Raw genomic sequence first — 12,984 nt, 5'->3', positions numbered from 1 at the left:
AAAAAGTAAGAGAATAGGACTAGTATAAAGCAGGTTTTGCAATTTCAGAAAACTTTAAATGAATGCGCTAACATCTGCATTTTTATTAATTTTTGCATGATAAAAATAAGCTTATCTAAATATTCAGGATTTTAGCTAATAGCAAAATTAGGCATCTTTGATCATTGTGAAAAAAATCAAAATAATCGTAAATAGACCCTTCCGAATTGTTTTGAAATCTTCGTACAGGAAATGAAATACTCGAGGTCGGTATCGCAGACTGTTCATTGGACAAAAAATAGCGTTACAATGCGACGTCTTGTATTTTTACATAGTCAATGCCTCAAGTTTGAAACACGTTAAGGAAAGCTCAGCCCTATGTCACGTTTAGCCACACGATTTGAACAACTTAAATCTCAACAGCGTAAAGCTTTAGTTTCTTATGTGATGGCTGGTGATCCGCATCCAGAGGTCACTGTACCTTTGCTCCATGCAATGGTAGAGGCGGGTGTCGATGTGATTGAGCTGGGTCTTCCTTTCTCCGACCCGATGGCAGATGGTCCCGTAATTGCTTTAGCAGCTGAACGTGCGCTGGCAGGCGGTACCAATACTTTGGACGCACTGCACATGGTGAAAGAATTTCGCTTGAAAGATCGCGAAACACCTGTGGTGCTGATGGGTTATCTGAATCCGGTCGAAGTGATTGGCTATGAAAAGTTTGTGGCTTATGCTTACGAATGTGGAGTAGATGGCGTGCTGCTGGTGGACTTACCGCCAGAGGAAGCACAAAGTCTGGGTGAAGTACTGGAAAAATATGACATGGATCAGATTTTCCTGCTGGCACCCACTTCAACCGATGCACGTATTCAACACGTAGCGAAACAGGCCACTGGCTTTATCTACTATGTATCCTTGAAAGGCGTGACCGGTGCAGCAACTTTAGATGTCTCTGAAGCCGCTGCCCGCATTCAAAAGATTAAAGCTGTGACTGATGTTCCTGTAGGCGTAGGTTTCGGTATCAGCGATGCTGCATCTGCGAAAGCGATGGGTGTTGCTGCGGATGCAGTTATTGTGGGAAGTGCGTTTGTAAAGCAGTTTGCAACGCTTGCACCAGAACAAGCCGTTATTGCGACGGTGAATAAAGTCAAGGAGCTTCGAGCAGCGCTCGATGAGTTATAGTATGAGTCAACCCGTGAAATCAGGCAAAATTCTGAGCCCATCGACCCCATGGACGGAACGCATTGTTCCAGGCATTCATGTACCTGATGAGCAAACGATCTACAAAGCGACATTTACCGAGCCTACGGTCGAGTGTCCTGAATGTCATGCTTTGGTGACCCGTACCGCGATGTCATTCAATGCCTATGTTTGTCCGCAGTGTGATGAGCATTTACGCATGAAAGCCCGTGATCGCCTGAACTGGTTCTTTGACCAGGTACAGACTGAACTGGGTCAGGAGTTTAAGGCTAAAGATCCGTTAAAGTTTGTCGATAGCAAAGCTTATCCAGAGCGTATGGCAGAAGCGCAAAAGAAAACCGGCGAAACCGAAGCGTTGGTCGTGATTCAAGGCCTGCTAAAAGATGTCCCAATGATTGCCTGTGCATTTGAATTCGATTTCATGGGCGGCTCTATGGGGACAGTGGTCGGTGACCGTTTTGTTCAGGCGGCAGAGCGTGCGATTGAAGCCCGGCAGCCCTTGATCTGCTTTGCTGCTTCAGGCGGTGCACGTATGCAGGAAGGCATGTTGTCCTTGATGCAAATGGCACGTACTTCGGCTGCTATCCAGCGTTTAAAAGAAGCAGGCCTGCCTTATGTGGTGGTATTGACGCATCCGGTATACGGTGGTGTCACTGCATCATTGGCGATGCTGGGTGATGTACATCTGGCTGAACCGAAGGCGATGATTGGCTTTGCCGGTAAACGAGTGATCGAACAAACTGTCCGTGAAAAACTGGAAGAACCGTTCCAGCGCGCGGAATATTTGCTTGATCATGGGGTAATCGATCAGATTGTTCACCGTCACGCATTACGTGATACAGTTTACCGTATTGTTACGAAATTGATGAACCTGCATTGAACACAGCACCGCTAGCAACAGATTCTTTAAGTACATGGCTCGATTATTGGAGCCATGTTCACGTTACGGGTATTGATTTAGGTCTGGAACGGGTTATTCCGGTGGCTGAAAAGCTCGGTGTGACACGTCCGGCGGCCAAAGTGCAGACGGTGGCTGGAACCAATGGTAAGGGTTCAACCACCACCACACTGGCTGCGATTTTGAATGCACAAGGCTTCAAGGTCGGACTGTATCAATCTCCACACGTGTACCGTTTCAATGAGCGGGTAAAACTGCGCGGCATTGAAGTTGAAGATCAGTTGTTGGTGGATGCTTTTGTTCAGGTGGATCAGGCTCGTCGCGAATGTGATTTGAGCCTGTCTTTCTTTGAAGCGACCACTTTGGCAGCTTTTGTGATTTTTAAAGATCAGTTGTGTGATGTCTGGGTGCTGGAAGTCGGTCTGGGCGGTCGTCTGGATGTGGTTAATGTGGTTAATCCGGATGTAGCAGTGATTACCAATATTGGTCTGGATCATACCGATTGGCTCGGTGATAGCATCGAGAAAATTGCCTTTGAAAAAGCCGGAATTATCCGGCCGAATATTCCGGTGGTGTTTGGTGGACAGCAACAGATTCCACAAGCCATTTTAGATAAAACTCAGCAATGCAACGCGCCCCTATATGCGGTGAATCGTGATTATTTCTATGAAGCATGTGCAGATGGCCAGTCTTGGGCCTTTGCCTCTTCGGGTACGACCTTAAAACTTCCAACAGGTTCACTGGCGCTAGATAATATTTCTACCGCTGTGGCTGCAATTTTGCTGAGCGGTTTAACGGTCAGTCAGGATGTGATGGCACAAGGGATTCAAACGGCAAAGTTGCCGGGACGTTTTGAAGTCTGTCAAATCCAGAATAAAACCGTGATTTTTGATGCCGGACATAACCCGCATGGGGTCGAGTTTCTGCTGAAACAGTTGCGAAACTATTTAAATTACAATCAAAACTATAAAAATATCGTTTGTGTGTTTTCAATGTTGGCAGATAAAGATATAAATTCTGTCACCAAGTTATTGAAAGACACGGTTCAATTGTGGAAAATTGCACCATTATCCGTCCCACGTGCGGCAGAGCTCACAATTTTAGCTGAGGCTCTAGGCGGTGAGGCGGTAGAACAATTTGACAATGTGAAATTAGCTTTTAAATCAGCACTGGATCAAACAGATAATAATCAGCTGATTTTGGTATGTGGATCATTTCATACCTTAGAAGCGGTATGGGAGTATTTGGAAGAATGTCAATGAATAACAAACAGCGCTGGATGGGCGGTGTTGTTTTACTCGGTGGTGGTGTTTTATTGGCAGCATTACTCCTGAAAGGTCAAGATGAAATCAAGCAGGATCGTCAGCAGAAACCGGCACAGTTTGCGGAAGTGGAAACTAAGGATGCAGTGAATCATTCGCTGGGTTCCTTGACGGTCGATGTGGAAACAGAAAAGCGTTTACTTGAACAGCAACGCCGTGATCGGGAAAAATCTGTGGCAGAGCAGGAGGCTCGTGCGGCTGAATTTTTAGCGATGCAACAGCAGGCAGAAGCAGATGCGGCGCGTAAAGCGGCTGAAGAATATGCTGCACTTAATGCGCATCGTATGGGACAGCAAAGCTCGGATAATATTCCACCAGAACTGGTCGAAGACGAACAGGCCAAACAGAAACGCTTGGCTGAAGAAAAGGCTGCACAAGACAAAAAGCTAGCCCTGCAGAAGCTTGAGCAGCAAAAAGCCAACAGTTCAACTGAAGCGGCCAAGAAAGAAGCGGAGCGTAAAGCCGCTGAAAGCAAAGCGGCTGAAGAAAAACGTAAATTGGAGCAACAGCAAAAAGCCGAAGCAGAACGTAAGACGGCTGAGGCAAAACGTAAGGCTGAGGAAGAGCGTAAGGCAGCCGAGAAGAAAGAAGCTGAACGTAAAGCCGCCGAAGAAAAACGTAAAGCCGAAGACAAACGTAAGGCTGAAGAAGCCAAGAAAAAGGCAGCAGAAGACGCCAAAAAGAAAGCAGAAGCTGAGCAGGCACGTAAATTGCTGGAAGGTGAAAGTGACAAGCAGTGGATGGTGCAGGTCGCACTGGCAGCCAATGAAGCCAATGCAGATGCGGTTGCGGCAAAACTGCGTGCCAAGGGTTATAAAGTGACCAAGAGTCCAACCTCTAAAGGGATTCGTATCATGGTCGGTCCATCAAAGGATCGGGAAACTGCTGATGCTTCGCGTAAAAAAATCGCTGCAGATGACAGTCTGAATATGAAATCTGCCTGGGTGATTGACTGGGTGCCTTTAGATAAGCGTAACTAAGACAGCGTATTACTGTACTTTGGTTTAAAATGGATTCAGGTTATGCCTGGATCCATTTTTGTTGGGGAGCAAAAATTAAAAAGGTGACAAAACTCTCAGGATTAAAAAAGCCTATCTAAAGATAGGCTGGTGATGAACTTCGAAACCGGCACGTCATTCGGGTTAGAAATTCAGTTTTAATCTTGCTGCTTTTTATATAGATACATCAACGTTAAGAGTGGATGTACTTATACATATTCTTTATGAACAGAGCAGTGCTCTGCTTATCTATTACTGCGCACTTCACTTGTGTTGCACAAAATTAAAAAGGAATCGTTTTAATTTGTTGCTCGAAGCATAGCTTCTCGTCTTCTTGCGGAATATATTCCTTAGGGCGAAGCAGTGTCTTGCTGATCCTCACTCAGGATGTGGCGTTAAGCGCAGGTAAGGCGTGACAGCGGTATAACCTTTTGGAAAACGTTGCTTGATTTCCTCCTCATCCTTCAATGAAGGGACAATCACCACATCATCGCCATGCTGCCAGTTCGCAGGCGTTGCCACTTTATGGCTATCGGTGAGTTGCAGGGAGTCTACCACACGCAAGATTTCATGGAAATTACGACCGGTCGATGCAGGATAAGTAATAATCAAACGGACTTTTTTGTTGGGATCAATGACCACTAAAGAACGAACTGTGAGCGTTTCACTGGCATTCGGATGAATAAAGTCATACAGCTCAGAAACTTTGCGATCCTGATCGGCAATGATCGGGAAATTCACTGTGGTGTTCTGGGTTTCATTGATGTCTTTAATCCAGCCATGATGCGATTCAACATCATCGACCGACAGGGCAATGGCTTTAACACCACGTTTTGCAAACTCGTCTTTAAGTTTTGCGGTATAGCCAAGCTCAGTCGTACATACTGGTGTATAGTCGGCAGGGTGTGAAAATAAAATGCCCCAGCTATCCCCCAGAAAATCATAAAAATTAATCAGGCCTTCACTGGATTGCTGTTCAAAATTCGGTGCGGTATCGCCTAAACGTAAACTCATCTTTTTAGCCTCAATTGGTCTTTTAATGTCGAGATACGATTTAATATGAATCAAATTTTTTATGATTAAAAATAGTGTTTTTAGCTTTCTTTATGAATAAATAGCATAAGTGATTTGTTTTATCTATCTAGAATCAAACAAATCAGTCGTCTAATTGACTATATTGCACAGCTAAAGTTTGCTACATTACTTTGCCTTAGATCTCGGGGCTAGAACTCAGGATCAGATTTTTTTCAGCGGTTTTATAGCAAAACCCTTGTAGTTCAAATTTCTAGCACCATAATAACGACTAAGAACATATTCATTTGACAAGCAAGATTTAGAGAGTCTATTCATGTTGGCAAGTCTGATCGGAGGAATCTTCGGTACCAAAAATGAGCGCGAACTCAAACGCATGCGTAAAATCGTAGACAAGATTAATGTGCTCGAGCCGACGATATCTACCCTTAGCGATGCAGACTTATCTGCAAAAACTGAAGAATTCAAACAACGATATAATAAGGGTGAAAACCTCGATAAATTATTGCCTGAAGCATTTGCAGTCTGTCGTGAAGCCGCCAAGCGGGTCATGGGCATGCGTCATTATGACGTGCAGCTGATCGGTGGTATTACCTTGCACGAAGGTAAAATTGCAGAGATGCGTACCGGTGAGGGTAAAACCCTGATGGGTACCTTGGCCTGTTACCTGAATGCCATCAGCGGTCAAGGTGTGCATGTCATTACCGTGAACGATTACCTGGCACAACGTGATGCCGAGCTCAACCGTCCATTATTTGAATTTTTGGGTTTAAGCATCGGGATTATTTATTCCATGCAAAATCCGATGGAAAAAGCGGAAGCTTATCGTGCCGATATTACCTACGGTACCAATAACGAATTTGGCTTTGATTACCTGCGTGACAACATGGTGTTCTCGCTGGCTGAGAAAAAGCAGCGTGGTCTGATCTATGCCATTATCGATGAGGTCGATTCGATCCTGATTGATGAAGCACGTACCCCGCTGATTATTTCTGGTCAAAGTGAAGACTCTTCGCAGCTTTATGCAGCCATTAATAATATTCCACCAAAGTTAAAACCACAGAAAGAAGAAAAAGTGCCGGACGGTGGCCACTTCTGGATTGATGAAAAACAGCGTTCAGTTGAAATTACTGAAGTGGGCTTTGAAACCATTGAAAGTGAACTGATTGAAATGGGCTTGTTGGCAGAAGGCGAGAGCTTGTATTCAGCGTCGAACCTGAACCTGTTGCATCATGTGACTGCGGCAATTCGTGCCCATTATTTATATCAACGTAACGTGCAATACATCATCAATGATGGTGAAGTGATTATCGTCGATGAAAATACCGGTCGTACCATGCCGGGCCGTCGCTGGTCTGAAGGTTTGCATCAGGCGGTAGAAGCCAAAGAAGGTCTGGAAATTCAACCAGAGAACCAGACCCTGGCAACCACAACCTTCCAGAACTATTTCCGTCTGTATAAAAAATTATCGGGTATGACCGGTACCGCTGATACTGAAGCCGCGGAAATGAAAGAAATTTATGGTCTGGATGTGGTGCTGATTCCGACCCATCGTCCAATGATCCGTGATGACCAGAACGATTTAATCTATTTAAATCGTGAAGGCAAATATAACGCGATTATTCAAGAAATTCAGCGTGTGCATGAAGCCGGTGTTGCGCCAATCTTGATTGGTACGGCAACCATCGAAGCATCTGAGATTCTATCCGATAAGCTGAAAGCTGCGGGCATTACCCACGAAGTACTGAATGCCAAACAGCACGAACGTGAAGCGGATATTATTGCGCAAGCTGGTGCGCCGCGTGCCGTGACCATTGCCACCAACATGGCGGGGCGTGGTACCGATATTCTGCTGGGTGGTAACTGGAAAGCATTGCTGGCCAAAATTGAAAATCCGACAAGCGATGACGAAGCGCGTCTGAAAGCGGAATGGGATGTTAATCATCAATCCGTTCTGGATTCGGGTGGCTTGCATATTATCGGTTCTGAACGTCATGAATCACGTCGTATCGATAACCAGTTGCGTGGTCGTGCAGGCCGTCAGGGGGATCCGGGTGTATCGCGTTTCTACCTGTCGCTTGAAGATGACTTGATGCGTATTTTCGCCGGTGACCGTGTGGTGGGTATGATGCGTGCCATGGGCTTGCAGGAAGATGAAGCGATTGAACACAAAATGGTGTCTCGCTCGATTGAGAATGCACAGCGTAAAGTCGAAGCACGTAACTTCGATATTCGTAAGAACTTGCTGAAATACGATGACGTGAATAACGAACAGCGTAAGATTATTTATAGTCAGCGTGATGACATTCTGGCAGAAAATTCGCTGCAAGATTATATTGAAGAAATGATCCGTGAAGTGATGCAGGGTGTAATTGCCAATTATATTCCGCCTGAGTCGATTCATGACCAGTGGGATATTGAAGGTCTGGAATTGGCCTTGCGTGAAGACATGTCACTGGATCTTCCTATCGCACAATGGCTGGAACAGGACCGTCGTCTCGATGAAGAGGCATTGGTGGTGCGTATTAGCGATGAAGTACTGAATCGTTACCGTTCACGTCGTGAACAAATGGGTGCGGAATCTGCAGCATCGCTTGAACGTCACTTTATGCTGAATTCTCTGGATCGTCACTGGAAAGAACATCTGGCAGCGATGGATTACTTGCGTCAGGGCATCCATTTACGTGGCTATGCACAGAAAAATCCAGAGCAGGAATATAAAAAAGAAGCCTATAACCTGTTTGTGAATATGCTGGGTGTCATCAAATCGGATGTCGTTACAGATTTATCGCGTATTCATGTGCCGACCCCTGAAGAGCTGGCTGAAATGGAAGCACAGCAGCAGGCACAGGCTGAGGCAATGCGATTGCAGTTATCTCATGATGAGTTCGAGGGTTTACTTGCAGATGAACATGAAAATACGACTGAACAAAATGCTGAGGTAAGTCCGGTAGCGCCAGTCTTTGAAGCGCCGGCAAGCCGTAATGCACCTTGTCCATGTGGTTCAGGCCTGAAATATAAACAGTGTCATGGCAGAATCTAAGCGATATTGAAAATCAGAGCCACATGGCTCTGATTTTTTATGTATAAAGATTTTTCAGAAACTGAATACTATTTGCAGTCCTGCGGATTAAATGGTATTTAATGGCTCATTCAACACCGAAAAGTGGAATAACCTGAATGAAAAAAGTATTAAAAACGCTCATGATTGCCGCTTTGGCCATGCCTGCTTTAAGTTTTGCAGAAACTGCAGCCACCACGACACTTGATAAAGTTCAGCAAGCAGTGGGTTCTACTACAGCTCAAGTACAACGTACAGATGAACAAGTGACCGTGGCCAGCCCGCGTACCGGGATTCGTTATACCTTTGCCAATCAGAATCGCCCGATTGTGTTGCAGACCGCTGCGATCGCACCGGCCAATGCGGCCAATGCAGATCGTATTGTGGCATCTAATCCGGCACTTTCTGCCGCGAGTCAGCAGCAAGCGAAGCAGGCTTTATTAAATGAAGCAGGGCAACTTGCGAAAAATTAAAATCTCCGATTTTTTAAAATGCAGAAACCAGTCTTGATGACTGGTTTTTTATTGTGAAAATCCATCATAAATCTCAAGCTGACTCAGGCTTTGGCTCGATTTTTTGTTGCAGATCAACTAAGCTGTATTTTTCCGAAACTTCAATATTGGACTTTAAAATGGCAGTTGGTGACGTATCTATGCCACAGATGCATGTGGTAAAAGGGGTTAAAATTGGTTCGGCTGAAGCCTATGTGCGCTATCAGAACCGACGTGACCTGGTGATATTTGAACTGGCTGCAGGCTCCAATGTTGCAGGGGTATTTACTCAAAATGCCTTCTGCGCAGCCCCGGTGCATGTATCTAAAGCGCATTTACAGGTAGGGAATCCGCGTTACCTAGTGATCAATACCGGCAATGCCAATGCAGGAACCGGCCCTACAGGCATGGCAAATGCAGAAGCTACCTGTGCCAAGCTGGCTGAACTGGCAGGGGTACAGGCTGCTGAAGTTTTACCATTCTCTACGGGTGTCATTGGCGAGCAATTGCCAATGGAGCGTTTGCTCAGCGGTTTACAACCTGCGCTAGACTCATTGCGTGATGATGCCTGGGTCGATGCTGCAACGGGAATCATGACCACAGATACTACACCGAAAGGCGCTTCAGAGCAGTTCGAGCTGGATGGTGCCACCTATACCATGACCGGTATTTCCAAGGGTGCCGGCATGATTCGTCCAAATATGGCGACTATGCTGGGTTATGTGGCAACCGATGCTCCAATCAGCCGTGAACTGGTTCAGCAGTTATTAACAGAAACAGTAAATGTGTCGTTTAACCGCATTACCATCGATGGTGATACTTCAACCAATGATTCCTGCATCTTGATTGCCACAGGTCAAGGCGGGGGGGCTGAAATTACTTCGACTGAAGATCCACGTTATGCAGTCGTGCTTGATGTGTTAATGCGTACCATGAAACGCTTGGCGCAACTGATTGTGCGTGATGGTGAAGGTGCCACCAAATTTATTACAGTTGCGGTAGAAGGTGGTGCTAATATTCAGGAATGCTGTGATGTGGCTTATAGCATTGCACATTCGCCATTGGTTAAAACTGCGATTTTTGCTTCTGATCCAAACTGGGGGCGTATTCTGGCAGCGATTGGTTATGCTGGTGTGCCGAATTTAGACGTTGCAAAAATTCAGGTTTGGTTAGATGATGTACAAATCTGTAAAGATGGTGGTGCGGCGGCAGACTATACTGAAGCAGCTGGTGCAGGTGTGATGGCCCAAGCTGAAATGACGATTCGTGTTGATCTTGGACGTGGTACAGCGAAAGACACGGTCTATACCTGTGACCTGTCTTATGATTACGTCAAGATTAATGCAGATTATCGTTCATAATTCAGATCGTTTCTAAAGCCTCCGTTGTGGGGCTTTTTTTATATCTTATGATTTTTAATGACTGGTCAAAAATGGCATTTTGCCAATTGTGATTAGGGTGTAGGGTAAATGTCCGTGTCATAACGGATAATTAGGGTAGAGTAAGAGTTGTTATGAATAGTGCGACCAAATTAATAGCCAATGAAGCAAAGTCGATTGTGCAGGCGCATTTAGATCGTTTAGGCGTTCCTCAAGAACATCAAATGAGCCAGCAGGAAAAATTAGACAAATTTGCACAAATCAAGGCTGAACTGGAAAAACAGGATGCCGTTTTGGTGGCGCATTATTATTGCGATCCTGAAGTGCAAGAACTGGCTGAGTTGACCGGTGGTTGTGTTTCGGATTCTCTGGAAATGGCACGTTTTGGTCGCGATCATCCAGCCTCTACGTTGGTGGTGGCAGGAGTGAAATTTATGGGTGAAACCTCAAAAATTTTATCTCCAGATAAAACCGTGCTGATGCCAACCCTGGAAGCAACCTGTTCACTGGATCTTGGTTGTCCGGTTGATGAATTTACAGCTTTTTGCGATGCGCACCCCGATCATACCGTGGTGGTGTATGCCAATACTTCCGCAGCGGTGAAAGCGCGTGCCGATTGGGTAGTGACTTCTAGCTGTGCAGTGGAAATTATTGAACATCTGGATAGTCTCGGTGAAAAAATTATCTGGGCGCCGGATCAGCACTTGGGCCGATATATCCAAAGCAAAACCGGTGCAGAAATGTTGCTCTGGGATGGTGCCTGTATCGTGCATGAAGAATTCCGTTCACGCGGTATTGTCAATATGAAAGCACTCTATCCCGATGCTGCGGTGTTGGTACATCCGGAATCCCCCATGTCTGTAGTCGAGATTGCCGATGCAGTAGGCAGTACCTCGCAACTGATTAAAGCCGCACAGACTTTGCCACATCAGCGTTTAATTGTGGCTACGGATCGTGGTATCTTCTATAAAATGCAGCAAGCAGTTCCCGATAAAGTCCTGATTGAGGCACCAACTGCGGGGGAAGGGGCAACCTGTCGTTCTTGTGCGCATTGTCCGTGGATGGCAATGAATGAGCTGGATGGTATTTTGCATGTATTACAGCATAAGGATCAGGAAGTACATGTCGATCCTGTACTGGCTGAACGCGCAAAACTGCCTCTAGATCGCATGTTGAATTTTAGTGCCGGACTAAAACGTTAAAATTTGTATAAAAAATGTCTGAAGCGCTTGATAAATAAACGCTTGGCGCGTTTTTTAGGTTTTTTTTTAAGATAGGTGTTGACGTCTCCGGGCGTCACGCCTAGAATGCACACCGTACCGAACGATGTTCGATACGAAAGCTGAGATGAATCGGAGCATAGCACAGCCTGGTAGTGCACCTGGTTTGGGACCAGGGGGTCGTAGGTTCGAATCCTACTGCTCCGACCAATTCTTCAAGGCAAATGATGTTTGCATCAGTAACGCGCTTGTAGCTCAGTTGGATAGAGCATCCGCCTTCTAAGCGGATGGTCACAGGTTCGAATCCTGTCAGGCGCGCCATTTGGTCGCTTGATGTTAAGAATCAAAATGATGGTGGATGTAGCTCAGTTGGTAGAGCCCTGGATTGTGATTCCAGTTGTCGCGGGTTCGAATCCCGTCATTCACCCCAACTTTTAAAGTTGAAATCGGAGCATAGCACAGCCTGGTAGTGCACCTGGTTTGGGACCAGGGGGTCGTAGGTTCGAATCCTACTGCTCCGACCATCTCCTTAAAGATGGTCGAGATAAAAGATACCGCGTTAAGCGGTTTTTTTATGCCTGAAATTCAACAAGAGTAAAAAATATACAATATTATTTATAATTGCCTTTTTAATAATTGCTTATACAAGCACTTATATCTCTATATCAATTTATTCTTCACTCAATATAGATATTCAGGTGAGATGGATTTTTTATTTTGTGTCTTTTGTTGAAGAAGGATTATGATGCGTTTAAGGGGGGGGATGTTGAGGCATTCTCATTGTCATACTATTTTATTTTGGTAAGGTGTATGCGTTCCTCAGCATTTATATAAAAGGGAAATATAAATAATTTATCAGTCTTGATATCTATATTTTTCTTGCTAAAGAAAAGATAAATTAAAATATAAATATGAAATCCACCAGAAATAGCTTTTATAAGTAAATAAACACTATAAACCTCCTTGGAATGTATGTTTTATAATCAAAAAATAGAAAAACCTGCACTTTTTGTAGAATAAATAAACAGTCGTTGGTTTTTTGCTGAATTATTTAGAAATAGGGGTTGTGTTGGGTGTGAAATCCTGTAGAATGCACATCCATCGGCAGTGATGAAGATTAAAACTTCTGATAAAACAGTAACTTAGCACGAAGTGTTAAGATTAGGTTTTGTTGGTTAAGTTTAAATTAATTTGAATTACGGATTGACACTTTAGAAATTCAGTGTAATATAGCCGACCTAGCTTGCTGGTGACGAATCAGCAAGAAGATCATTAAGAGCTTATGAAGAACAACTTGTGTGGATTTTTACTGGTTGATCGATCGAAATTATTTTCATTGATTGATGGTAGAAATGACTCGAAGTTTATTTGAGAAATATTTGTCAGAAAATTGATGAGCCAAGATTG

At 44.7% G+C, this 12,984-nt stretch carries 9 protein-coding genes and 4 tRNA genes; 12 read left to right on the top strand and 1 reads right to left on the bottom strand.

The window, feature by feature from the left end:
* Positions 1-357: 357 nt before the first annotated feature.
* Genes trpA through FTU87_RS13555 form a run of 4 tightly spaced genes read left to right on the top strand, consistent with a single transcriptional unit; the run spans position 358 to position 4,376 of the window.
* Positions 358-1,158, top strand: coding sequence for a tryptophan synthase subunit alpha (trpA, locus tag FTU87_RS13570; protein WP_005098062.1), 801 nt, complete (start codon positions 358-360; stop codon positions 1,156-1,158).
* A 1-nt stretch (position 1,159) separates the two neighbouring features.
* Positions 1,160-2,056, top strand: a complete 897-nt coding sequence (gene accD, locus FTU87_RS13565; protein WP_034608357.1) for an acetyl-CoA carboxylase, carboxyltransferase subunit beta — start codon at positions 1,160-1,162, stop codon at positions 2,054-2,056.
* Positions 2,053-3,336, top strand: coding sequence for a bifunctional tetrahydrofolate synthase/dihydrofolate synthase (folC, locus tag FTU87_RS13560; RefSeq protein WP_180097635.1), 1,284 nt, complete (start codon positions 2,053-2,055; stop codon positions 3,334-3,336). The genes accD and folC overlap by 4 nt, the downstream gene beginning before the upstream one ends.
* Positions 3,327-4,376 (top strand): SPOR domain-containing protein, encoded by a 1,050-nt coding sequence (locus FTU87_RS13555; RefSeq protein WP_373684778.1) that lies wholly within the window; start codon positions 3,327-3,329, stop codon positions 4,374-4,376. The genes folC and FTU87_RS13555 overlap by 10 nt, the downstream gene beginning before the upstream one ends.
* A 396-nt stretch (positions 4,377-4,772) precedes the next feature.
* On the opposite strand, the gene FTU87_RS13550 is transcribed toward FTU87_RS13555, so the two are convergent.
* Entirely contained in the window at positions 4,773-5,408 is a 636-nt protein-coding gene (locus FTU87_RS13550; RefSeq protein ID WP_180097633.1) for a peroxiredoxin, read from the bottom strand.
* A gap of 334 nt (positions 5,409-5,742) precedes the next feature.
* On the opposite strand from FTU87_RS13550, the gene secA reads away from it, so the two are divergent.
* The 8 genes from secA (at position 5,743) to FTU87_RS13510 (ending at position 12,101) form a co-directional block, all read left to right on the top strand.
* Positions 5,743-8,469 carry a preprotein translocase subunit SecA gene (gene secA / locus FTU87_RS13545; RefSeq protein ID WP_180097631.1) on the top strand — a complete coding sequence of 909 codons (2,727 nt, stop codon included), beginning with the start codon at positions 5,743-5,745 and terminating at the stop codon, positions 8,467-8,469.
* A 137-nt stretch (positions 8,470-8,606) separates the two neighbouring features.
* On the top strand, positions 8,607-8,960 hold the full coding sequence (locus FTU87_RS13540) for a hypothetical protein (RefSeq protein ID WP_005098054.1): 354 nt from the start codon (positions 8,607-8,609) through the stop codon (positions 8,958-8,960).
* Positions 8,961-9,118: 158 nt separating this feature from the next.
* Positions 9,119-10,339 carry a bifunctional glutamate N-acetyltransferase/amino-acid acetyltransferase ArgJ gene (argJ, locus tag FTU87_RS13535; protein ID WP_074383508.1) on the top strand — a complete coding sequence of 407 codons (1,221 nt, stop codon included), beginning with the start codon at positions 9,119-9,121 and terminating at the stop codon, positions 10,337-10,339.
* Between the two features lie 152 nt (positions 10,340-10,491).
* Positions 10,492-11,559 carry a quinolinate synthase NadA gene (nadA, locus tag FTU87_RS13530; RefSeq protein WP_179999634.1) on the top strand — a complete coding sequence of 356 codons (1,068 nt, stop codon included), beginning with the start codon at positions 10,492-10,494 and terminating at the stop codon, positions 11,557-11,559.
* A 151-nt stretch (positions 11,560-11,710) separates the two neighbouring features.
* Positions 11,711-11,787: transfer RNA gene (locus FTU87_RS13525), tRNA-Pro, on the top strand.
* Positions 11,788-11,821: 34 nt separating this feature from the next.
* Positions 11,822-11,898: transfer RNA gene (locus tag FTU87_RS13520), tRNA-Arg, on the top strand.
* Between the two features lie 33 nt (positions 11,899-11,931).
* A tRNA-His gene (locus FTU87_RS13515) sits at positions 11,932-12,007 on the top strand.
* 17 nt (positions 12,008-12,024) lie between these two features.
* Positions 12,025-12,101 (top strand) — tRNA-Pro (locus FTU87_RS13510).
* Positions 12,102-12,984: the final 883 nt, after the last annotated feature.

Source organism: Acinetobacter sp. YH12156 (assembly GCF_013418235.1).
GTDB lineage: Bacteria > Pseudomonadota > Gammaproteobacteria > Pseudomonadales > Moraxellaceae > Acinetobacter > Acinetobacter pseudolwoffii.
The sequence above is the reverse complement of the archived record's forward strand: the minus strand, read 5'-3'. Positions and strand labels throughout refer to the sequence as shown.

Bases quoted from the DNA above. Each gene is read 5' to 3' on its own strand.
- trpA (WP_005098062.1), top strand. From the start codon at position 358: ATGTCACGTTTAGCCACACGATTTGAACAACTTAAATCTCAACAGCGT.
- accD (WP_034608357.1), top strand. From the start codon at position 1,160: ATGAGTCAACCCGTGAAATCAGGCAAAATTCTGAGCCCATCGACCCCA.
- FTU87_RS13555 (WP_373684778.1), top strand. From the start codon at position 3,327: ATGTCAATGAATAACAAACAGCGCTGGATGGGCGGTGTTGTTTTACTC.
- FTU87_RS13550 (WP_180097633.1), bottom strand. From the start codon at position 5,408: ATGAGTTTACGTTTAGGCGATACCGCACCGAATTTTGAACAGCAATCC.
- secA (WP_180097631.1), top strand. From the start codon at position 5,743: ATGTTGGCAAGTCTGATCGGAGGAATCTTCGGTACCAAAAATGAGCGC.
- FTU87_RS13540 (WP_005098054.1), top strand. From the start codon at position 8,607: ATGAAAAAAGTATTAAAAACGCTCATGATTGCCGCTTTGGCCATGCCT.
- argJ (WP_074383508.1), top strand. From the start codon at position 9,119: ATGGCAGTTGGTGACGTATCTATGCCACAGATGCATGTGGTAAAAGGG.
- nadA (WP_179999634.1), top strand. From the start codon at position 10,492: ATGAATAGTGCGACCAAATTAATAGCCAATGAAGCAAAGTCGATTGTG.